19 protein-coding genes and 1 pseudogene are annotated in these 23,470 nt (G+C 47.1%); 1 reads left to right on the top strand and 19 read right to left on the bottom strand.

From position 1 onward, the window contains the following. Positions 1-17 precede the first annotated feature (17 nt). A pseudogene (locus tag DXA55_RS12390) lies at positions 18-1,813 on the top strand (DUF885 domain-containing protein). A gap of 90 nt (positions 1,814-1,903) precedes the next feature. Here DXA55_RS12390 and DXA55_RS12380 read toward each other — a convergent pair. The 19 genes from DXA55_RS12380 to DXA55_RS12295 all read right to left on the bottom strand — a co-directional run bounded on the left by DXA55_RS12380 (position 1,904) and on the right by DXA55_RS12295 (position 23,067). Next, on the bottom strand, positions 1,904-3,373 hold the full coding sequence (locus tag DXA55_RS12380) for a polysaccharide deacetylase (protein ID WP_117814348.1): 1,470 nt from the start codon (positions 3,371-3,373) through the stop codon (positions 1,904-1,906). Between the two features lie 175 nt (positions 3,374-3,548). Then, a complete protein-coding gene (locus DXA55_RS12375; protein WP_117814347.1) occupies positions 3,549-4,319 on the bottom strand; it encodes a TrmH family RNA methyltransferase in 771 nt (256 codons plus the stop codon). Positions 4,320-4,330: 11 nt separating this feature from the next. Further along, a complete protein-coding gene (locus DXA55_RS12370; protein ID WP_055228547.1) occupies positions 4,331-4,987 on the bottom strand; it encodes a potassium channel family protein in 657 nt (218 codons plus the stop codon). 47 nt (positions 4,988-5,034) lie between these two features. Continuing rightward, positions 5,035-6,420, bottom strand: a complete 1,386-nt coding sequence (locus DXA55_RS12365) for a TrkH family potassium uptake protein (protein WP_055228548.1) — start codon at positions 6,418-6,420, stop codon at positions 5,035-5,037. Between the two features lie 8 nt (positions 6,421-6,428). Further along, the gene (locus DXA55_RS12360) at positions 6,429-6,968 is read right to left on the bottom strand and encodes a hypothetical protein (RefSeq protein ID WP_117814346.1); all 540 of its coding nucleotides are present in this window, start codon (positions 6,966-6,968) and stop codon (positions 6,429-6,431) included. Between the two features lie 91 nt (positions 6,969-7,059). Continuing rightward, positions 7,060-7,362 carry a helix-turn-helix domain-containing protein gene (locus tag DXA55_RS12355; protein ID WP_055220202.1) on the bottom strand — a complete coding sequence of 101 codons (303 nt, stop codon included), beginning with the start codon at positions 7,360-7,362 and terminating at the stop codon, positions 7,060-7,062. A gap of 317 nt (positions 7,363-7,679) precedes the next feature. Continuing rightward, the gene (locus DXA55_RS12350; RefSeq protein ID WP_117814345.1) at positions 7,680-9,053 is read right to left on the bottom strand and encodes an MATE family efflux transporter; all 1,374 of its coding nucleotides are present in this window, start codon (positions 9,051-9,053) and stop codon (positions 7,680-7,682) included. 170 nt (positions 9,054-9,223) lie between these two features. Further along, on the bottom strand, positions 9,224-9,721 hold the full coding sequence (gene bilS / locus DXA55_RS12345) for a flavodoxin family protein BilS (RefSeq protein ID WP_022461714.1): 498 nt from the start codon (positions 9,719-9,721) through the stop codon (positions 9,224-9,226). Positions 9,722-9,923: 202 nt separating this feature from the next. Continuing rightward, positions 9,924-10,346 (bottom strand): PPC domain-containing DNA-binding protein, encoded by a 423-nt coding sequence (locus DXA55_RS12340; RefSeq protein WP_055228550.1) that lies wholly within the window; start codon positions 10,344-10,346, stop codon positions 9,924-9,926. A 54-nt stretch (positions 10,347-10,400) separates the two neighbouring features. Beyond that, the gene (locus DXA55_RS12335) at positions 10,401-10,973 is read right to left on the bottom strand and encodes a DUF6553 family protein (protein WP_055228551.1); all 573 of its coding nucleotides are present in this window, start codon (positions 10,971-10,973) and stop codon (positions 10,401-10,403) included. A 119-nt stretch (positions 10,974-11,092) separates the two neighbouring features. After that, positions 11,093-12,142 (bottom strand): galactose ABC transporter substrate-binding protein, encoded by a 1,050-nt coding sequence (locus DXA55_RS12330; RefSeq protein WP_330411482.1) that lies wholly within the window; start codon positions 12,140-12,142, stop codon positions 11,093-11,095. A 13-nt stretch (positions 12,143-12,155) separates the two neighbouring features. Then, positions 12,156-13,106, bottom strand: coding sequence for a substrate-binding domain-containing protein (locus tag DXA55_RS12325; RefSeq protein ID WP_055267736.1), 951 nt, complete (start codon positions 13,104-13,106; stop codon positions 12,156-12,158). Continuing rightward, complete coding sequence (locus DXA55_RS18865; protein ID WP_330415262.1) at positions 13,103-14,131, bottom strand: sensor histidine kinase; 1,029 nt, start codon at positions 14,129-14,131, stop codon at positions 13,103-13,105. The genes DXA55_RS12325 and DXA55_RS18865 overlap by 4 nt, the downstream gene beginning before the upstream one ends. An 89-nt stretch (positions 14,132-14,220) precedes the next feature. Beyond that, positions 14,221-14,937: a cache domain-containing protein gene (locus DXA55_RS18860; RefSeq protein WP_330415261.1), complete on the bottom strand. Its 717-nt coding sequence runs from the start codon at positions 14,935-14,937 to the stop codon at positions 14,221-14,223. Positions 14,938-14,960: 23 nt separating this feature from the next. Then, positions 14,961-16,559: a response regulator gene (locus tag DXA55_RS12315; protein ID WP_117814344.1), complete on the bottom strand. Its 1,599-nt coding sequence runs from the start codon at positions 16,557-16,559 to the stop codon at positions 14,961-14,963. Positions 16,560-16,731: 172 nt separating this feature from the next. Beyond that, a complete protein-coding gene (locus DXA55_RS12310) occupies positions 16,732-18,384 on the bottom strand; it encodes a galactose/methyl galactoside ABC transporter permease MglC (protein ID WP_117814343.1) in 1,653 nt (550 codons plus the stop codon). Positions 18,385-18,401: 17 nt separating this feature from the next. Then, a complete protein-coding gene (locus tag DXA55_RS12305; protein WP_117761997.1) occupies positions 18,402-19,910 on the bottom strand; it encodes a sugar ABC transporter ATP-binding protein in 1,509 nt (502 codons plus the stop codon). Between the two features lie 147 nt (positions 19,911-20,057). Continuing rightward, on the bottom strand, positions 20,058-21,362 hold the full coding sequence (locus DXA55_RS12300; RefSeq protein WP_055228556.1) for a substrate-binding domain-containing protein: 1,305 nt from the start codon (positions 21,360-21,362) through the stop codon (positions 20,058-20,060). A 343-nt stretch (positions 21,363-21,705) separates the two neighbouring features. Continuing rightward, the gene (locus tag DXA55_RS12295; RefSeq protein WP_117761998.1) at positions 21,706-23,067 is read right to left on the bottom strand and encodes an MATE family efflux transporter; all 1,362 of its coding nucleotides are present in this window, start codon (positions 23,065-23,067) and stop codon (positions 21,706-21,708) included. Positions 23,068-23,470: the final 403 nt, after the last annotated feature.

Genomic DNA, 23,470 nt, shown 5'->3' with positions numbered 1-23,470 from the left:
CATTTTTTACATACTTTATGATAACTGTCCGCACCGGAGCCTATTCTATGAAACCAGCTTCTCTGCACCGCCGCATCCTGTTCCCTCTGCTTCTGTGCGGCGGACTTCTTTTCGCCCTGCTGTTCTGGTATTTTTCCCCGTTCTTTTCCCCTGGTGAGAACCGCCGGTTTTCCGCGTATGTGGAGGAACGGTTCCACTCCGAGGTAACCTCTTCTGCCATCACGCTCCACTATACCCTCGCTGATCCGGCTTCCCGCGGAATTGCCCCCGGCACCGCCTCGTTCGGCACGGTTTCCATCCCTGACCGCACCTCGTATGATGCCCTGCTGCAGAGTGTGGAAACAACGCTCACATCCTTTCATCGCAACCGCCTCTCCGCGGAAAATCAGATCACGCTCGATCTTCTGCTCTACGAGCTGGACTGCGAGAAAATGCCGGGCAGCACCAGCCTTCTTGCGGAACCGCTCGGTCCGTCGCTCGGGATTCAGGCACAGCTTCCCATTCTGCTCGCAGAATACCCGTTCCGCACACAGCAGGATATCGCCGACTACCTCCATCTTCTGCAGGATCTCCCGCGCTATTTCTCCGACCTCATCGCACTCGAACAGGAAAAATCCCGGCAGGGCGTGTTTCAGAATGACCTTGCGGTCGATGGCATTATCCACCAGTGCAGTGCTTTTCTCGCCGACGCGGATACACCGGAAATCCATCTGCTCCACACCGTTTTTCAGAATAAACTGCAGGCGTCTTCACTGTTTTCTGAGGCGGAAAGGAATCTCTGTCTGCAGACGCATGAAAAACTCCTTACCTCCTGTGTTTTTCCCGCCTACCGCTCTCTTTCCGATGCGCTTTCTTCACTCCGCGGCAAAGGAACACAGAACGCCGGTGGTCTTTCCCGGCAGGAAGGCGGACTTTCCTACTATGCATATCTTCTCCGCAGCCGCGTCGGTGTTGATGCTTCACCGGAGGAGCTGACCCGCCTTTTAACACAGCAGCTTGCGGACCAGTGTGCCGAAATGCAGATCATTCTCGATCAGAATCCGTCGCTCTCCCTCTCCGAGCAGGCGCTCGTGCTGCCGTTCTCCACGCCGGAGGAAATGCTTGCCGATCTGCAGAATGCCGTTTCTGAAGATTTTCCCGTTCTTTCGGGTATCGCATACGAAGTAAAGACCGTGGATGACTCCCTCAAGGATTTTTTAAGCCCCGCCTTTTATCTCACACCGCCCGCCGATATCAATTCACCCAACTCCATTTACCTGAATCCCGCGGATGAGATGACCGGCATCGAACTGTATTCCACACTTGCCCACGAGGCTTTCCCGGCCATCTGTACCAGACCGTCTCGTTCTCGCGCTCCGACCCGCTTCTGATCCGCCATCTCTACGCGCCGTCGGGTTATGTGGAAGGATGGGCAACCTACGTTGAATCATATGCCTGCCGCTACGCCGCACGTAATCTCGATGCAAACACGCAGGCGCTCTGCCGTCTCTGGTATCTGAACCGCTCGGTGCATCTTACCCTCTGCTCGCTGCTGGATCTCGGAATCCACAGCCAGGGATGGCTCCTCTCGGATGCGTCAGCCTTTCTGGCGCAGTTCGGCATCACGGATGCGTCGGCCGCTGCCTCTTTATATCAGTATATTCTCGAGACACCGGCGAACTATCTGAAATACTGTGTCGGATCGCTCTCGTTTTCGCAGCTCCTCTCGGAAGTGCGGGAACAGGAAGGTGACTCATTCTCATTGATCGGTTTCCATGAAAAACTGCTCCGTCTCGGGCCTCTGCCGTTTCCGCTCGTAGAAAAATATCTGTAAACGGTTCGCCCTGCTGAAAAAAAGATCCCACAGACTTTCTTCTATAAATAATAGAAAGTTCTGTGAGATCTTTTTCATTTTCAAAATTCTTTAACCTAAATTGTAAAGAGATGGATCTGTCGGCCGCTGCGGATCAATAACAGAGGCAGAATCAAACAGATCGCTTGTTCTGTCCTCGCCGCCTCCGTAGAGGTTCTGGTACAGACGGTATCCATCCAGGTTTCTTCGTCCCATACGCAGGTAATTGTCTCTTACCTGAACAAAATACTTGGAGGAATCTACGTTGCAGTAGATGTTGAAGCCCTGGCTCTTTAAGTAAGCAAACTTCTCATTGTCCATCGTGTAATCGTGCCAGTCGGAAAGATCCTGTCCATGTGCAAAGATGATGATATCGCTTCCGCCGATGAGCGGTGCAACATACGTCAGCCATTTCTCGGTATCCGCCTGGATCGTCTCGATCGGTTTGTCGCCGACACGGATATGGCCCCAGGTATGGCTTGCGAATGTCCAGCCGTCTGCTTTGATCGCATCGGCTACTTTTTTCGCCTCCTCGCACTCTTTATCCCAGTCGAAATCCGGGTGTGCATCAAGCCATGCTACCTGATCATCCGTCAGATCTTCTCTCGTCTTGTAATCACCGTCGGTGCGGTATCCGAGGATTCCATCGTAGCCGGTCAGTGCTACGGTTCCGCGCGCATTGTGGTATACGGCATCCGGATGCGCTTCGATAAACTGATCCATCAGCGGGATGCAGTCGTAAGCACCGGTCACAACAGTTCCGTCATCCTGAATATATTCGCAGGTCGGTTTTCCGTCGTCGCCGACTACCATCTTGCTGGCAATGCCGCGTCCGTCGTAAGAGTGGTAATAGGAAAGGTCATCCAGAGAAAGAACGAATGCTTTCTTGCCCTCCGGCAGGTAAATGTCCCCTTCCTCGTAATGAACGGTTCCGTCATCATCTACGGTCTTTTTCACGAGATCGTTGATCGAAACCATGACATATCCTCTGTCGTACATCTGCTGGGTGATCGCGTTGAACTCATCCACGGTGGTCATCCACTGGCAGAAGCCTGCGGTCTGTGCGTTGTCCTGATAGAAAGCTTTCTGCGGATCGACTACAAGAGAATGATAGAAAATGTGGGTTACTTCGTTGACGTTGACGCGCACACAGGCATCTCTCGTGCTGGTGTACTCTGCTACTTTTGTGATGATATCCGCGTCGGTCGCTGCGCCCTCTACGCTCTGGAGCTTTTCAATGGCTCCATCGTAATCGTATGTCTGCGCAAGTGCATCGGCTTCCGCCATAATCTGTGCTTTCGTTGTCGGCGCTTCAGCACTTCCCGTGCTGTCCGACGATACGGAACCGTCCACCTCTGCTGTTTTCTGATCCTCTTTTTTCTGTGCTTTCTGCTGGATTTTTTCTGTTCCTCCGGCCAAAGCCCAGATTCCAATGCCGAAGATGACAAGCAGAACACATAGAATTCCTGTTTTGATCATCAGCGCACGCTTCCGCTTTCTTCTTCGGAGCTCCTTTTTACTGATGTTTTTTTTCTCACTCATTTTTCCTTCCTCCCAAAACAGCTTTTGCTTTTCTGGCAAATATTACAGTTTTACCGGATTGACAGAAATTCAGCCCGGACTCTGTTTTTTTTATTTTAGCTCAAAATACCGGTTCTGTCGAGTAGTTTTCCGGCAGGTTAAGAGAAATGTAAGAAAACCGGTAACGCTCTTTCTTTTATGCGCGCTGGCCGTGTGCCTCATACATGAGAACGGCGGATGCAATCGCTGCGTTTAACGACTCCACTTTTCCTTCCATCGGAATACGGATCAGGCACTCAGCGGCCTCTGCCATTGCATCGGTCAGGCCGTTTCCCTCATTTCCGATCAGGAATGCCGTTCCTTTTGTGTAATCCTCCTCGCGGTAGGAATGCACGCCGTGCAGATGTGCCGCGTACGTACAGATCTTCCGCGCTTTTAAGCCTTTTACAAATCCGACCACATCGTCGACGATCAGAAACGGCATACGGTAGATCGAGCCCATCGTCGAGCGGATCGTTTTCGGATTGAAGATATCCGCGGTACCGCGGCTCATGATGATGCCGGTGACTCCTGCGCCCTCTGCGGTGCGGATGATTGTTCCGACATTTCCAGGGTCCTGCAGATCCTCAAGTACCATCAGAAGCGGTGTCTTTCCGTTGTCCATCACCTCCTCTTCGGTGTAATGCGGCATGCGGATCACACTTAAAACACCCTGCGGCGTCTTCGTGTCGCACATGGACTGGAACACGCGGTCGTCCACTACTTCGTATTCTGTCCCGTCGGACGGCATTTCATGCATTTTGCTGCCACTCTCAGACACATATACTTTTTTCAGCCATTCCCGCGGCGCTTCCTGGAACATTTTCCAGCCCTCCGCCACGAAAACGTCCTGCTCCCGGCGTTCTTTTGCTTTTTTGTTCAGCGCAATAATGTTTTTTACCTGTGCATTGCTGCTGCTTGTAATCATGAATGGTCCCCTCATTTCCTGTTTTTCATCAATTTGGCAAGTTCTTTGTTTTCGCCAATCAGAATCAGCACTTCCTCTGCGCGGAGCAGCGTCTTCGGATTGACCGTGACACGGATGTCTTCCCCGTCCTTGACGGCGATTACGTTGATACTGTATTTCTTCCGCAGATCCAGCTCCTCGAGGTTATGCCCCGTCCACTCTTCCGGCACGGGAAGTTCTACCATGGAGAACGAATCCGACAGCATGAAGAAGTCCTGGAAGCCACCGGAAATCAGGCTTTTTCCGAGGCGGATGCCCGTCTCACTCTCCGCCATCACGACGCGGTCCGCGCCGACTTTTTTCAAAATATTGGCATGCATCTGGCTCATGCCCTTTGCGATGACGAGCGGCACGCCCGCCTCTTTTGCCTGCAGGGTGGCGAGGATGCTCGACTCCATATTTTCAGAGATCCCGACGATCACGACATCCATGTTGCTGATGCCAAGCGATGCAAAAACACGGCTGTCGGTGATGTCCGCGCGCGCCGCATAGGTAACAAGATCGGCAATTTCCTGTACCGGCTCAGCGTCTTTATCAACGGCAAGCACTTCTTTTCCTGCCTGCGCAAGTGTCGTTGCTACAGAAAAACCAAACTTTCCAAGTCCAATGACTGCATACTGTTTACTCATTTCTTTTCCTCGTTTTCTGAAATCTGTCCTGTTTTTTATTTTCCCAACTATCCAATCAGAATCCGCTGCTCCGGTCTCTGAATATCGACATCTTTTCTTCCTGTTCTGCGGCGCAGTGCGACAGCCAGCGTCACCGGCCCGATTCTTCCCATAAACATAACCAGAATAACAATCACCTTTCCCATAAAAGGAAGCGTCGGCGTCAGGGAACGGGTGAGGCCCACCGTTGCAACCGCAGAAATAATTTCATACGTACAATCCAGCAGCGGGCTTCCGGTTACGGAAATCAGCAGCACGGTGGCAGTAAAGACTGTCGTCAGTACAAAAAAGAAAATGACGACAGCGGTACGGATATTTTCTTCCATCACTTTCCGCCCCCAGGCCACCGTATCTGAGTCTCCGCGAATATAGGAGGCAACCAGCACAACCAGAATGGCAACCGTTGTCGTCTTAACACCACCTGCCGTTCCCATCGGGGAGCCACCGATGAACATGAGAACCATACTTACCATTGCAGAGCTGTCCGAGAAATCAGCCTGCGGGATCGTCTCAAAGCCTGCCGTTCTTGTCGTCACGGACTGAAAAAAAGCCGCCATGACCTTCTGCGCCGGTTTCAGGCTGCCAAGTGATGGCGCGTGATTCCAGTCCAGTGCAAGAATCAGCAGTGCTCCACCGAACACCAGAATCATGGTTGTCGTTAAAACCAGTTTCGTATGAAGCGTGAATCCTCGCACAAAATTTTTACGGGGCCGTTTTCCCTTCACAAGCTCCTGCACCCGCTCCATAACTTCCCACCAGACGGGAAAACCAAGACCGCTCAAAAGAATCAGTCCCATCGTCGTAAAGTTTATCAGCGGGTTCGTTACAAACGGAGCAAAAGAGGCTTCGCCAACGAGATCGATTCCCGCATTACAGAAAGCGGAAACGGCGTGAAAAATACTGTAGCCGATTCCCTTCCAGAAGCCATACTCCGGCACAAACCAGAAGCTATACAGAACCGCCCCCGCAATCTCTACGGTTGCTGTTCCAATCAGAAGCCGGCGCACGATACCCACACTGCCCTTTAAAACCGGCAGATTATAGGTATCCTGAATTAATTTCCGGCTCTGCAGACTGATTTTCCGGCGCAGGATCAGAAACACCATCGTCAGGCACGCCATGATGCCAAGACCTCCGAACTGAATCAACCCGAGGATCACAATTTTTCCAAAGGTACTCCATGTCGTCGCCGTCGGAACGGTGACAAGGCCCGTCACGCAGACAGATGTCGTTGCGGTAAACAGGGCGTCGAGCCAGTAAACGCTTTTTCCGTCCGCCGCAGAAACCGGCAGGCAAAGAAGAATCGTTCCCAGCAGGATTACCGCCGCAAATCCCAGCATCATAATCCGCTCCGCCGGTGTGTGCCATTTATTTTTGCTTTGTTTTTCGGCCATCGCTCCTCCTATTCTGCCGCTTCATTTTCTGCTTCACTGCTGTAGTAGAACTTTCCGGTCTCACTGTCCGTCACGGTAATATCCGCAAAATATTCCCCGCAGGAACCCTCACACTGGTAATAGACGTCAAACGAAACCGTCATGTCATCTTCTCCTTCCAGGTATTCCGCGTGAACCTGATTTTTCGCGGTCCCCGTCGTTCTGCTCCACACTTTATCATCCGCAAGAAGCTCCTTTTTGATCTTCACAGGAAATTCACTGGATGCAATTTCGTGCTGATTGGACTCGTTTTTGATCCGGTAATAGAGATTCATGTACAGCCCGTCATCTTCCTCATGGAAAAACCAGCCGTAGATATCATCCTCCGCAACAATCGTCGGCTGGATCAGCTCAGCGTTTGTTTTGGTCGTGAATGCATTCATCTCATGCGTAAACTCATTCTGCATCCGGCGATGCTTCATCAGCCAGCTGCCTTCCTTCACACCGGCCGCAGCCACAGCAAGAACGACAGCGCCGATGCAAAGGCCAATGATTTTCTTTTTTGTCATTATTTAATTTCCCCTTTTCTTTTTGAAATACAAAAATAAGATACCCCTAAGAACATACTTATGAGTATCTTATCAGTTTGCACATATAAAGTCAACGGAGCCGGTGGAGACTTTCCTGCCACCGTTGTGTGTAGTTTAAAATTATCCTGAAGCGAGGAATATCCCCGTCAATGACGAGGATATCTTCGATGCTTGTGTTTAATAATCTGCTTAAAATGAGAAAGTTGTCCAGACTTGGCAGGCACTTGCCGGAAATCCATTTATAGACCGCCTGTGGATTTTCAAAACCCATGGCATTCTGAATGTCTCTCACGGTGTATCCGCTTTCACGAAGAAGGGATTTGATGCGGCTGCCAGTTTCTTTCTGCTGGATTGACAAATAAATTGGTTCCATCCTGCACCTCCATATGTTTAAGCCATCCCGAAACACAGTTTTATCTTATCATCCGGTACTGGAAAAATCCAGTTTTTTCTTCCTGTTTCTACACAACCCGAATGATCTGTTCATACAAAAGGATTTTCTTTTCATCTACATTCCGATTGTCATGTGCTGCAAGATTGTTCCGTCCCTCTTCCATCTCTTCTTCGGATGCAAGCTCCTCTTTCCACCAGCTCAGGTGATTGATCCGGTACGGCTTCCAGCCGCGGTCAAAAATCTCATCTCAACGACTCTCTTGCATATGCGCTTTCCTTTTTACCGGAAGAAGATGTTTAGCTCTCCTGTTTCTTTTCTTCTATCAAATGATGATTCAGCCATTTTCCTGATTTGAACCGGATGGTAAAGAGAATGGACCGCAGGCTCCAGTCTGCCGCCATGCCGATCCAGACGGCGATCGGGCCGAATCCCCATATGCGGCACAGGTAAATACAGAGACTCACACGACACAGCCACATCGTACAGCAGGATGTGATCATGGAGAATTTTACATCCCCGGCAGCCCGCATGCCGTATCCCGGGACAAACGCCATGACCCAGCAGAGCGGCTTTACAATCGTGATAAAGATCATCATCTGCATGCAGAGCTTTGCACTCTCTGCCTCCATACCGCCGATCATCGTAATCGGTTTTGTCAGCACAAATACCAGCAGACAGCTTGCAACGATAACCACTTCTGACAGCCAGCACAGTTTTTTAATATAGTAGATTGCTTCATCCTTCCGGCCCGCGCCGAGACACTGACCGACTACCGTCATCAGTCCGATGCCGACACCGATCGCAGCGACACCGTTCAGGTTCTCAAGGATGTTCGTCATCGCCTGCGCGGCAATGGCAACCGTGCCAAGTGTGGACACAGTGGACTGAATCGCCAGCTTTCCAAACTGGAACATACTGTTCTCGATTCCCGATGGAATACCGATGAACAGTATTTTTTTGATCAAACCAAAGTCCGGCCGAATGGAAAGATACTGCTTCACAAAAATCGGTTTGCTTTCATCCCGAAGCTTCCACAGTACGACAACCGCACAGAAAATACGCGAAATTAAAGTCGAAATCGCGGCTCCTTCGACACCCATATGGAAGCCGAAAATAAGAATGGCATTTCCGCCGATGTTCATAAAGTTGGAAATCACCGAAATCACCATCGGACTGCGGCTGTTGTTCTGCGCCCGCAGAATGGATGCGCCCGCATCGTAAAGACCGATAAACGGGAATGACAGCAGCGTAAACAGGAAATACACCTGTGAATTTTTCATAACATCCGCTTCCACTGCCCCGAAAATCACGCGCAGCAGCGGAACACGGAAAATCAGACAGCCCGCGGATAATGCGACGGACAAAACTGTCATAACAAAAAGCACCTGTTGTGCCGAACGGATTGCTCCATCCCGTTTTTCGCTTCCAATATACTGCGAACAGAGAATCGCTCCTCCTGCCGCCAGCGCAGAAAGCGCCTGAATGACTAAGATATTAATGGAATCCACCAACGAGACTGCCGAAATTGCGGCAGACCCGACATTGCTGACCATCATCGTGTCGACAGTTCCCATCAGGGAAGAAAGTAACTGTTCAATGATGATCGGAATTAAAAGCTTGCGAAGATCCGTGTTACTGTATAAATGAGTTTGTTTTGTTGTAGTTTTCATTGTTTTTACTTCTGCATGACCTCATCTGCCGGATATGCTTTGCCAGCCCTGCCTTTTCCACACCTTTCTTTTTTCTCTCCATTCTATTCCATTTGACGACCCATTGCAATCATTTCGCGAATTTTGCTCTTATCTGATTATTTTTATCAAGCACAACATACTTTTCTATCTCATAATGACTTTTTCAGTCTTTCCAAATCTTCGCTGTCCGGATGTGACAAAGCACGGTCAAAATTCTGAATCAGCAGATCAAGATTGGCCGGATGTTCCGGGTTTTCTTTCATTTTCATATACCGTTCGCGCACAGACTGTGGCATCTTTCCCTGGCACATATACTCACCGATGACCGTATTGCTTGCATCGATCGACTGTTTGACTTGTCCGAGAATCTTTTCAAAATAGGCATCACTTCCGCCAAATCCAGCTGTTCCAAACAGGAAAATCTTTTTATTTTTTAATTTCGACAACAATTCTAATGTCTTTTGGTCCGCATTCCCTTTGTCCGTCCAAAATCCGATATAGCATACGTCGGATTGCGGTACCTGCGAATCGTTTGTGCCAAAATAATCGCATTTGTCCTTTGGCAACGTTTCATAGATTGCATCAGCCAGCTTCTTTGTATTACCCGTTAAGCTGCAAAACAGGATCGAATAATGTTCTTTTATCATAGCCCCTACACCTCCAGTTCAGGTATTTATGTGGAAAATCCACTTTTTCGTAAATTGTATTATCTCTTCAGATCACATCTCGATTTCGCTTACGCTGCATCCCGATGTTGCTTCTCACTATTTCCTCTCAGGCTTTTAAGTCAAGCGGATATTCGCAATCCGCTTCGCTACTTGCTCATAACCGAATAGCTGCTTTGCAGCTTCAGTTAAACTTAAAAATATTAAGTCCGGTTTCTTCATCATGAACTCTGTCTACTCTTCCGTCAATTACCGTGATGACCAGCTCACAGGTTGCACTGACAATCGCTCTGTTCAGATGTCCTCCAAACACCTCGCCCTTCTGATTTCCGGCACTCATATGAAGATGTGCATAATATTCTCCATCCATTGTATTGATTGTACCTGTCAGTGATGTAATTTCATAATACCCCTGGAAGCTGTTTGAATAATATTTCTTTTCGTCTGTCTTGTATACTCCGACTGTGAAATCATTGATCGCTCCAAGAGCCTGGACACTGGCAAGCTTTATATTCTCCTTTATGGCAATTACCCTCAGCTGCTCCAATATTTCCTCGTCTTTGTCAATCCTTGCTACTATAACATTGTCAAATTTTCTGTATTCCATTTTATTCTCCTTTCTCTTTCCGCCTGCCACTGTTCAGACATTACTGCAATAACCTCAATATTTATTCAGGAAATGCTCCCTGTTCGGATACTCCTGCCGATATGCCCGGAGGGCGGCTTCCCGGAGCAGGGTGAATTCTTTTTCCATGTGAAGCAGGCGTGGTGCCTTGAACGCGATCACACTGATCTGTTCGGCGATTTTTTTCGCGATTCCTTCTTCGGACAATTGTCCCATGCCGAATACCAGAGAGGTAAATCCTCTGCCTCCTCTGCTGACCTGAATAAATTTCAGGAATACATTGTACAGTTCATCTGCAAGAATTTTCTGGTATCCCTCATCTGACTGCATGGCTTCCGCCAGGCACAACGTAGAGAGAATCCGGGCTCCCATCTTTCTTCTGTCGCCTCCCGGATCCAGAGAGGTTCCTTCCGCCAGATACTTCAGTTCCATCAGGCATTTGACAAATTCATCCTTCTGGAGCCTGCGTTGTCCGTATCGGGCCGTCCAGAGCCGAGCCCGGTATTCTTCTTCCCAGGCTTCCTCCTCTCCGATATATTCTTTTAAGATCTGCTGCCGTTTTGCCGGATCTGTCTCCTGATAAAAATCTTTGGTCCATGTATGTTCCATCTGTTTTTCCTCATTCTGTCAGGCGGATATTCGCAATCCGCTTCGCTGCTTGCTTGATTGGTTTAAAATAAAGACACGTCTTTACTTACTCTTTCTGCCTGCAAACGCAGTCTTCCTGCTTACATTTCGGAGTGGGAAATCGTCTCTTCTGCGTTCAGGTACTCATCGATGTTGCTGCCGTCTACCTTCTGATATTCTGAAAAATAATACCGGCCTTCTTTCAGGCTTTCCTGGTCAAATTCCTCTCCCTCGAACAGCTCCACTGCCATTTTCGCCATTTTCTTTGCCTGATCCACTCTGTCATTTAGGATGCTGCCCTGCATCTCTCCTGCCTTTACGGCTTCCAGAGCCTCTTCCAGGCCATCAATTCCGAAGATCACCGGCCATTCTTCACGGACATAGCCTGCTTTCCGATAGGCCTCCACAGCCCCAAGTGCCATCTCATCGTTGTTGGACATAACAAGTTCAATCTTTTTTCCGTACTGGCTGATCAGACGGTTCATGCGGTTTTCCGCCTGTCCCCGGTTCCAGTCCGCTAACTGATAGCTTAGCTTTTCCAGTATAACATCATTCTTCATCAGTGTCTTTACGGAATACTCTGTTCTGCTGATGGCATCCTGATGGCCTGCTTCTCCTTCCAGAAGCACGTATTGGATCTTTCCATCCTGATTTTTATCGACTTCCGGATGGCTCTTGATGTATTCTTCTGCAATCTCGCCCTGCATAATCCCGGACTGTTCTGCATCACAGCCCACATAATACAGCTTTTCCCACTGCATCAGGTCTTCCCTTACCGGTTCCCTGTTAAAAAAGATCACAGGAATGTCTTCATTCCTTGCCATTCGGATGATCCGGGACGGAGCTGTCCGGTCCACAAGATTGATACAGAGCACATCACAGCCGGCATCAATCATCTCTTCCACCTTTTCGTTCTGTTCCTGCTGATCGTCGTTTCCGCTTTTTGTCGATACGATAATCCTTCGTTCTTTGTTTTCCATGGCTTTCAGCTGCGCCTTCAGTTCATCCGTCAATCCATTGATAAAAGGATCATCCTGAGTGTAGGTTATCACTCCGACCCGCAGGGTTTTCTCTGTCTGGTCCGACTTGCCGGAACACCCCGACAGCACAAGCACCGCACTCCCTATCGTGGCAGATAATAATACTGCCACCCTTCTTTTCTTTTTATTCATAGGAATATAAAAACCTTTCTAAATCTTCGTCCATAGAGAAATTTTCCTTGCCAAGTACCTGATATTCGGTTATATATCCTTGCATTTTATAAGACCTGTGCTCGATCCTTTTGGTTATTTCTTCCACACTTTTATAGCCGATTTCATATCCGTCCGGCACAGCCAGCCCCTGAATGTTTCCGTTATCCAGAAGTGCAATCGTCTTCAGACTGTAACCCACTCCATAGAGCTCCGCGCCCTCGTATGTTCCATTTTCTGCCTGCTCTCCAAACTCTTCCAATATTCCTGCATCCAGGATGACAAGAGCATCCGCCTCTGTTTCCTTCTTCATCCGCTCCACAATGTCCTGTTCTTTTCTCCGGTAAATACACCAGCTGATCTTGCTTTCGCTGCCTTCCAGTGCCTCGTTCAATCCACAAATCTCCGCCTGTACAGCCTCGGACATTTTCCAGTCGGCGATAATTCCGATCTTCTGCTTTTTTGTTCTCAGCCGTTCTCCCAGCCATCTTCCGATCTCCCGGTAATCCGGCTGGATCGTGGGACTGGCAGTTTTCCCTTCTTTTACCGCCAGACCATCTGCAATCAGCAGATACGGTTTATTTCCACACTCTTTTTTCAGCATATTTTCCGTCTCATGACCGGGTGCCGGATATATGATAAAGCCATCAATATCGTTGTCCTTCTGTTCCCTGATAAATTCTCTTTCCGCCTCCGGCCCGTCGATCTCTTCCGTATTGCAGATGATCATATGAACGTTGTTCTCTGCCGCAGCCTGCTTCATTCCCTTGATCAGGGCATCCCAGCGTTTGTCACCGGACTCCGGAAGAATCACCGCAATCCGGGGCTCTGCTACGTTCTGATCGAAAATCTTCCATACAAAGAATACTGCCAGCAGCAGCAAAAGAAACTCAATTATAAGAAATTTCATTCTGTTCTTTTTCATCCGCCCGGTCTCCTCTGTATGTATTTTTGTAATTCCAATGCTTCTGCGTTTTCCGGTGTATATGGGATTGCCGGAATACGGATCGTAACCCTTGTTCCTTCGTCCGGTTCGCTTTCTATGGAAAGTCCGTATTCTTCGCCAAACATCAGCCGGATTCTGGAATGCACATTGATTACGCCCACACCGGAACCATGCTTCGGAACCTTGCTGTTATCCGTCAGAATATTTTCCAGGACTTCTTCCCGCATGCCCATCCCATTGTCTTCGATGGTGATCAGAATGTCCTCGTCTTTCTTTTTTCCGCTGACGATGATCATGCCGCCATCATCCTCATCCATATTGCCAACGCCATAATAGATGGCATTTTCCAGGATGGGCTGGATCACCAGCTTTACGATGCAGCAGTTTTCGATCTCTTCCTCGATTCGGAATTCTGTTTTAAACCGCTCTTTGTACCGGGCCAGCTGGATATTCATATAGCTTCTGCTGTGCTGCAGCTCATCCTTAATGGGAATGATGGTCTTACCGCGGGATAGACTGACACGAAGTAATTTTGCCAGTTCAGAAATCATACGAACCGCTGCTTCATTTTCCTGGGCTTCCACCATCCACGTGATGGATTCCAGTGTATTATACAGAAAATGGGGGTTGATCTGGCTTTGCAGGGCATCCAGTTCACTTTTTCTTCGTTCATTTTGCTGCCGGATGATCTCGTCCATCAGTTTTTCGATCTGTTCATAGGACTTCTGCACAGAATGTCCCAGATGGCGGATCTCCGAGGAGCCGCCGATATAGATATCCGGTTTTCCTCCTGCCTCGTGGGCCTTGACGGAAGCATCCAGCTCCCGGATCGGTTTGGATATCTTCCGGGAAACCAGCTGGTTTCCCTCCAAAAGCATGACCATAAGAACCAGAACAGTAGCAAATACATAGTAACGGAAGTTCTTGTAGTTTGCCGCCTGCACACTCTCCGGCACAACACCGATCATTTTCCAGCCTGTATAGGCTACGCTGCCGACGATCACGGTCTCGTTCTGACCGCCTGAACGGATCTCGTAGGTTCCGTCCTCGTATTTTGCCGCTTCCAGACTGTTTTCTTCAAATAATCCGCGGTTTAATTCCGTTCCCCGTGATGATAGATCATCTCTCCGTCCTGACTGGTCAGATAATAGTAGATTCCGCCGGAACAGTCATTGATCTGCTTCATCACGTCCCTGATCACAGAATATTTCATATCCAGTAAAAGAATACCGGTTTCCGGTGTCTCTCCCTTGTTGACATCTACATACCTGCTCAGGGAAACGACCCATTGGTACCGATAAGAGCCGTCCTCAAACAGCTCCTGGATATGCGGTGTGGAAAAGTGTATATTTTCAATGGCATCTTCCGCATTTTTATACCATTCCTGCGTCTGCACCTTCACATTTTTCTTTTCTGCCGCCACCGGCTCCGATGCGATCAGATTTCCTTTTGGGTCATACAAAGCCAGACTCTGAATCTTATCGGAGTTTGTCTCATAGAGCAGGCTGAACTGCTCCGAGAATTCCCGGCTGGATATATCAAACTGCTGGACTATGTTGTAGTTTGCCCCGTTTAGGATCTGCCGGATATCCAGCAGGTCTGCATTTAACCGGTCTACGGTAGCCTCCACAGTAGCTTCCGTGTTGTCCACTGCTGTTTTTTCCAATGCCAGCTTGAATCGATGGTAGAGCAGCAATCCCATTACAATGATCGTAACCAGTGAAATCGCCATAAGGACAGACAGGATAATCGACTGTATGTTAAGTGCGATATTCTTCCGGGAATCCGGCTTTCTTTTTCTATCTTTCATGTATTTTCCCTTTCACCTGTTCCCTATTTTCCGGAAGCTCTGTATTTGGAAGGGGAAACACCGAATTTCTTTTTGAATACATAACTGAAGTAGTTCGCATCCTGATATCCCACTTTTTCTGCGATCTTATAGCTTTTTTCATCGGTGTTCAGCACCATTTCTTCTGCCCTGTCCATTCGGTAATCCGTAAGATAGGAGACGAAGGACTGACCGGTTTCCTTTTTAAAAATGGACGAAAAGTAAGAATTGGACACACCAAGATCTGCGCACACATCATCCAGAGAGAGCGCCGGTTCCATATATCTATCTTTTACAATGTTCTGCGCATCGGTAATGATCCGTCTTGAGGTACTGTTTCTGGTACTTCTCAGTTTTTCGCTGATAGCCATAGACATATTGATGATCCAGTTTGTCATAGAGCTTTCATCCAGCTGAGTCACTCTTTCGTAAAGATTCTGTACATTTCCGGAAATTTCATTGAAATCCATGGAATTATTGGCACAGAATTTGAAAAATCCGCTGACAATCTCCATGGTAGCCAGATTGTACTGGCTGATGGTGGCTGCATTCTTATGGAGCTTTTCTGTCTCCTTGATGGCTTCTTTCCGGATCTTCTCCTGATCCCCTACATGGATGGCACGAAACAGCTCCTGCATCCTTGTCTCTTCTAAGGGAACCGCCTTTTTTGACTCTTTGGGAACGATCTCCGCGATATTGATGGCTCTTTTCGTTCCGTACAGGACACGGTAGGATACCGCCTCTCTGGCTCCCTCGTAGGAAATACTGATATCGTACAGACTGTTGCAGACGGTTCCGATCCCTGCGGTAACCGCCGCCCCCATAATTCTCCATGCCCAGCGGCAGAACCGGTCACACTTGTCCGTCAATTGAGCTATCTCATCTTCTGAATGGAGTTCCATAATCAGAATGGTATTACCCATATAGATGAACTCCTGGCAATTACAGTTCTCCATCAACCGCTGTTTGATCTCCCGCTCCACGGACATGGATAACAATAAGGGATTCATGCCATCCGGCACATCATTTTCCGATGTATGAAAAATCATGCAGCAAAACAAAGGTCCCTTCATATCCACCCGATAGTCCAAAAGGAATCGTTCATAATCCTCTTCTCTGACCCTTCCCTCGATTAGGGAAATAAAGAAATTGGACTGCAGCTTTGGTAATACCTCCTGGAAATAGTCTTCCAGTTTTTTTACATTTAACTTTTCTTCCCGTTCCCTGTCCAGTGTGGTTTTCAGCTTCATCAGGCTTTCTGACAGTTCGGTGGCGTTGATGGGTTTCAGCATATATTCCTTGATCTCCAGATGGACGGCCTCTTTCGCATATTCAAATTCGTCAAAACCGGTGCAAAGCATAATGTAAATATTGGGATAGTCCTGGTTCAGTTTTCTTGCCAGCTCCAGTCCATCCATGTAAGGCATTTTAATGTCCGTCAGTACCACATCCGGCTGAAGTTTTTCCACCAGCTCCAAAGCCTTCACGCCGTTGGTGGCACTTCCCACTACGTCAAATCCCAGATCATTCCAATGGATCTTTTTTTTCATAACATCGATGACCTCTACTTCATCATCGACAAGAATCACTTTATATTGTTCCATTCTTATCCCCCTGTTTTCCGGAGTACGTTGTTGTTCCTTCATTATAGCAGAAGATTGCTCTCTGCTGAATGAATAGTTACAAAAATTTTTGCCAGAACAGAATAAAAGACCGCCCTAGTCATCCATCGGACGACCGGGCTGTCTTATATTCTATCTGTTTATGAATCTTTCATTATTTTTTCTGTACATATTTCAGACAGTCAAGTGTTACAGCTGCCAGAATAATGATACCTTCGAAGATGAACTGAAGGTTGGTATCAATACCCAGAATCGTCAGGGCATATGTCAGGGAGGTAAAGATCAGTACACCGGTTACAACTCCGGAGATCTTACCGATACCACCGGTAAAGGATACACCACCAACTACGCAGGCTGCGATGGCATCCATATCCCATCCCTGTCCGTAAGCTGCACTACCGGAACCAACCATACGGTTACATTCCAGCCAGGAACCGAAGCCATACAGGATACCTGCCAGCATAAATGCTCCCATTGTTACTTTAAATACAGAGATACCGGATACTGCTGCCGCTTCCGGGTTTCCACCTACCGCATACAGGTTTTTGCCAAAAGTTGTTTTGTTCCAGATAAACCATACAATGGCAACTGCTGCAACAGCCCACAGAATGATGGTCGGGAATTTTCCGATCTGCGGAATGAAAGTATTCGGGATGGCAGAATCAATCGCACCGAAGGATACACCCTTGGTCGCATAGGTAACCAGACCGAAGATGATCAGCATGTTCGCCATGGTAGAGATAAACGGATGCATTTTGAATCTCGCCATGAAGAATCCGGCAATCATGGCAAATGCTGTCGTAAGGATTACACACATTAACAGTGCAAACAGTGCTTTCGCTGTAGCAGGCATAGCGGAGAAGTCAAATACATGTCCGAATACGGCACCTGTATTGATTCCGTTATGCATGATGATGGTTGCTGTAACCATACCCATACCAACCATACGTCCCACGGAAAGGTCGGTACCTGTTAACAGGATCAGACCGGCAACACCAAGTGCAAGGAACATACGCGGGGATGCCTGCTGTAAGATATTCAGGATGTTGGTAACAGTCAGCAGCTGTGTATTTTTAACGATCGGTGTGATGATACACAGTGCGATGAAGATCAGAATGATTACGATATACAGACCGTTTTTGTACAGGAACTGAGATAAATCGAAGGTATATCTGTAATTTTCCAGTTTCTGTATTCTCTGCTGCGGGAATGTAAATTTGGAAGCCCGCAACAGGTCGATCAGGTGATATTTATGCATGAATGCTTCATGTCTTCTGTCCTTGATCTCCTGAAGCTTCGATTCGTGAGCCATCTGTGCATCAAACAATTTATTTTTGAGCACATATTTCTCAGCCTTAATCTCTTCTGCATCCTTCAGAGAAGCAACCTTTTTCTGATGCTCGCTCTTTAGATCTGCTTTGACCTTCTCATATCTGCTGTTTTCTTCTGCTTTTGCAGCTTTGCAGCTTTTGTTTACTACGTCGTAATAATCCTTTTTGTAATGCGCGGTCAGATAGCTTTCTGCCTCTGCGATCAGCTTTTTGATTTCTTCTTTGTTGTCTGCTTCTACTTTTTTTGCATTTTCCAGCTCTTTTTTGCTGTTTTCAATGATCTTATCTCTCTGTGTTGCGGATAAGTTCTTGTTTTCTTTTGCGATCGCGATCTGTTTTTTCAGATCGTTCACTTTGTCAAAGCCGTCTGCACGTAATGCATCGATTTTTTTCTGGATTTCTTCCACATATTCATCGATCGGCTTCAAAAGCTTTGCTTCTTCTTCCGACGAAATAATAACGCTGTTTTCTGCCATTTCCAATTTTCCTCCTGTTACAGGTATTTAGCACTGAGTCTCAATAATTCTTCCTGGTTTGTTTCTTTGGTATTTACGATTCCGGCCAGACGTCCGTTAGACATAACACCGATTCGGTTGGTAATACCAAGAATCTCCGGCATTTCGGAAGAAACAACGATGATTGTTTTTCCCTGTTTCGCCATATTGATAATCAGTTCATAAATTTCATATTTTGCTCCAACATCAATTCCTCGTGTCGGGTCATCCATCATGAATACGCTCGGTGAACGCTCCAGCCATTTACCAAAGATGACCTTCTGCTGATTACCACCGGAAAGGTTGGCGATCATATCATCCGGTCCCATACATTTTGTATGCATGATCTTGATTTCTTCAGCCGTTGCACGCACCATCTTGTCATGCGATAATGCGACTCCGCTCTTATAATGCTTCATATTCGCAATGGTAGTATTGAATGTAATATCGCCCTTCAGGAACAGACCATTGGCTTTTCTTTCCTCTGTAATCAGAGCAAATCCGTGATCCATAGCATCTTTCGGGGAGGAGAAGTTCAGTACTTTTCCGTCATATACGATATTTCCTTCTGCTCTTGTACGAATTCCGAAGATGGTCTCCAGAAGTTCGGTACGACCGGCACCGACCAGACCATAGAATCCGAAAATTTCTCCTTTTTTGATATCAAAAGAAATATTCTGCAATTTCGGTGCATATTTTGTTGATATATTCTGTACTGAGAGAATAGTTTCTCCCGGTGTATTGTCTACAGGCGGAAATCTGTTGTCCAGAGAACGTCCAACCATGGCGGCGATCAGTTCGTTCATATCCGTTTCTTTACTTGGCTTGGTCATGACCAGACTACCGTCTCGCAGTACGGATATTTCGTCACAGATTTCAAATATTTCATCCATTTTATGTGAAATGTAGATCAGAGCAATTCCCTGCGCCTTCAGCTGACGCATCATCTTAAAGAGTTTTTCAACCTCCGGTGCAGTCAGGGATGATGTAGGTTCATCCAGTACAATGACTTTGGAATGATAGGAAATCGCTTTTGCGATCTCACACATCTGTCTCTGAGATACAGACATTTTCTTCATTGGCTGCGTCAGATCAACTGTAATTCCCAGTTTTCTGAACAGGTCTGATGTTTCTTTTTTCATTCTTCCTTCGTCGATCACTCCAACGGAATTCTTTGGGTATCTTCCAAGGAACATGTTATCTACAACACTTCTTTCAAGACACTGGTTCAACTCCTGGTGTACCATTGCCACTCCGTTTTCCAGTGCATCCTTCGGGCCGGAGAAATTCACTTCTTTTCCGTCCAATACGATGGTTCCTTCATCTTTCTGATAGGTTCCAAAGAGGCATTTCATCATTGTCGATTTTCCGGCACCGTTTTCACCCATCAGTCCCATAATGGTTCCAGGTTTGACATTCATGCTGATATGTTTCAGAACCTTATTTCTACCGAACGATTTGCTCATGCCGTTAATCGATAAGATATATTTATTCTTATCATCTGTCATAGCTGCGCTTCCTTTTCTTAATAAAGAAGGGTATCATTGCTGACACCCCTCTATAATTTCATTCATTTACGGTAACGATTCAGAGACCTCATCTCGATTTCGCATGGCTCCGAATCGTCACCATTTACACTCTTATTCTGTCTCGAATTATTTGGAGAGAAGTGATGTATATGCTGCTGCATTATCGGTCTTAACCATGTTAATTGCAAAAGCATCATACTCGCTCGGGTTTCCAAGACGGTTTGTGATATTAGACTCTGTCTGTCCGTCTCCACCGATGTAATCTACCTTCAGGTTCAGCAGATCATCATATTTCTCCAGCAGTGGCTGATAGGTAGAGCTCAGGAAGTTATCCGATGCGTTGTAGATATTCAGCCATACTTTTTTGGATGGGCTCTTGCTTTCATCCAGCTGTTTTGCAACTTTATCGTAAACTTTTGTGGAATCTGTGAAATCGTTGTAGTTATCGGCTGTTACAGCAATATTTAATGCGTAGTAAGATCTCTCTTCTTCGCTGTATCTGTAATCCTCACCCTCTGTCAGGCAGTTGCCGGCTTCATCTGCTGTACCGATACCGGTATCAATGTCTACACCGTCCAGTGCGTTACGCAGAACTCTCAGTGTCAGGTAAGCCTGAACGTCTGCATGCTGAGAAATTGTTCCGCCATATCCTTCACCGATTGCTGCTACAGCATCGCTGTTTGCATCGTAACCGAAGGTAGGAACTTTGTTGTCTTTCGCCCATGCATTGAACATTGACATTCCCATACCATCGTTATTGGAAACTACAACATCGATCTGATCACCGAAGGAAGCTGTCCATGTTCCGATCGCGTTACCAGCTGTTGCAGCATCCCATGTTGCACCTGCTGAGTTTTTCATTTCCTGAGAAGCCAGCTCACGGATGGTATATGTTTTTCCGTCTACATCCAGAGTTGCATCCTGCACAACCTTTGCTTTTCCGTCTACGTTTGTTCCGGCCGGTGTAGAATCTACTCCGCCGTCTGCATCTACACCTGTTCCAAGTGCGGAACGAACACCACGTGTACGGGCGATAGAATCGTTATGTCCGATATCACCGATTGCCAGAACATATCCGATTACGCCGTCACCGTTTCTGTCGATCGTGTCTGCGTTTTTCTTGATGTAATCCAGAACCATCTGTCCCTGCAGCTCAGCACCCTGGTTTGCATCGAAACCTACATAATAAGTATTTCCGTTGAAGTTCAGAGCATCTTTGTCCAGTTCGCCGGTAGCACTGCTGGATGGCTGACGGTTGAACCAGCACAGAGGTTTGTCCTTGTTTTCTACGCTTCCGCCCGTTGATGCCGTAGAATCTGCTGTTTCTGTTTTCTGGGTAGAATCTTTAGACTCTGATGTGGATCCTCCACAACCAGCCATGGATACTGCCATAGCTACTGCCATAATTGCTGCTAATGCTTTTCTTTTCATTTTTATTCCTCCCGTTTGGTGATTTTGCTAGATTCGCTTCGTTCCTAGCTGATGAATTCATTATAATCACAAGCGGTCTGAAAAAAAATAGAATATTTTTGGATTAGTTATTGAAATTTTTGGTTATTTCTTGTCGTAATTCCCCAAAACTCCAAGAATCATGCAAAAAAGCAGTCCCACAGAGCGCAAATTACCGCATGACAGATTTTTGTCGTACCTCGGGTACGCCTTCCCATCTGTTTCCTGTAGTTTGCGTTCTGCAGCACTGCTTTTTTTGTATTATTTCTTACTTATGCTTTAAGCGGGGTAAGAGATCTAAAATCCTCTTGCAGGCGAGACTGCATCAGCTTTCTGACGTTTTAGCATCTTTATATTTTCGTATCAGAATCATATAGCTTATGATCAGTAAAACAGCCGCACTGCTCCATGCACAGATCTCGGCATAGTATATTCCCTCTTCGCCGATCCATTTCGGCAGCAGCAGCGCAACGCTGACACGCATCACAAATTCTGCAATGCCGCTGGCAAGCGGAATCAAAGTATTGCCCAGCCCCTGGATCGCGGAACGATACACATGCAGCAAATACAGTATCCACAAAAAGACAGCCATGATAAACAAATACTTATATGCAATATCTAATACCTGTCGGATCTGCTCCGGTTCACCGGATACAAACAGAGACAATATATTACGCCCAATCAGCACCATCATACCGGAAATGAAAACAGAAGTGAGCACTGCCATATACGTACCGCTGCGCACACCTTTTCGGATTCTCTGATATTTCTTTGCGCCAAGATTCTGCCCTACATACGTTGTAATCGCATATCCATAGGAAACGGCTGCCATCTCCAAAATTCCATACAGCTTGTTCGTTGCCGTAAATCCGGCTACAAACAGAAAGCCAAAGCCATTGATCACATACTGCACCGTAAGTCCTCCCACAGAAATGATCACGTTCTGTATGGCAAGAGGAGTCCCCAGCTTCAAAAGCCGCAGACTCATAGACGGCTGCCTGTAAAAATCCTCCTTTTCCAGTCGGATATCCCTGATTTTCCGTAATACAAGCAGACAGTACAAGGCTGAAAATCCCTGTGCAATAACAGTCGCCACGGCTGCTCCGGCTACGCCCCAGCCAAAAACTGCCACAAACAGCAGGTCAAGTCCCACATTGATCACTGCTGCCACGGTCATTGCAATCAATGGAGATCTGCTGTTTCCAAGTGCCCTTAAGATCGCCGCAAAGATATTATAGGCAGCTATAATCGGGACTCCCGCAAAAATCAGCCGCAAATATAGCATCGTCAGATCAATAACATTATCCGGTGTCTGCAAAAATAAAAGAACGTGATAAACTGCGCCTTCACTTACTGCAAGTACAATCACAGACAGTAATGCTGTCATAATATAGCTTTTCGCCACCGCACATTTCAGATTTTCCTTTTCCCCTGCTCCATAGTACTGCGATACAAGAATCGAAAAGCCCTGTGTGATACCTGTCATGATGCCCAGCACCAGCCAGACCAGCCAGTCTCCGGCGCCTACTGCCGCCAACGCTTCTACTCCTACCACCTGGCCAACAATCATGGTGTCCGCCATCGTATAAAACTGCTGGAAAATATTTCCGAGCATCAGTGGTATGGCAAACGTTATGATCAGTTTTCCGGGGGATCCCGCAGTCATATTCTTTTCATTTGTTCCCATAAGATTAAGAAGCTCCTTTTCTCTCTTTCTCCTCCTGCCGCTATTTTACAGGGGACCCTTGCGAAACACAATTCTATTTTTTCACAAAGTTTTTCCGATATTTTTGGTGGCTATTACTTTCTTTTGAGGTAAAAAGAGATTTTCGTTGGTTTTCCATTACAGAGTATGAAAAAGAAGCAGCGTATTTGAGACGCAGACATAATATGCATCCAATTACGTATCGGATTCTACATCTTAATTCCGCAGTATTCCCATGTCACTGTATCGAGCAAGAGGAACTCCTCTGTTCCAATTGGCTTTCCATCTCTGTAAGTTGAAAACACATCCGTGCTAATCAGATTTCCCTCTTTCGTAATTGCATCCATAGGTGTATGACCTACAACCTGCAACAACTTACGTGGCT

It is taken from the genome of Blautia sp. OF03-13 (assembly GCF_003460685.1).
GTDB classification, from domain to species: Bacteria; Bacillota; Clostridia; order Lachnospirales; family Lachnospiraceae; genus Fusicatenibacter; species Fusicatenibacter saccharivorans.
This window is presented reverse-complemented; position numbering and strand designations above follow the sequence as displayed.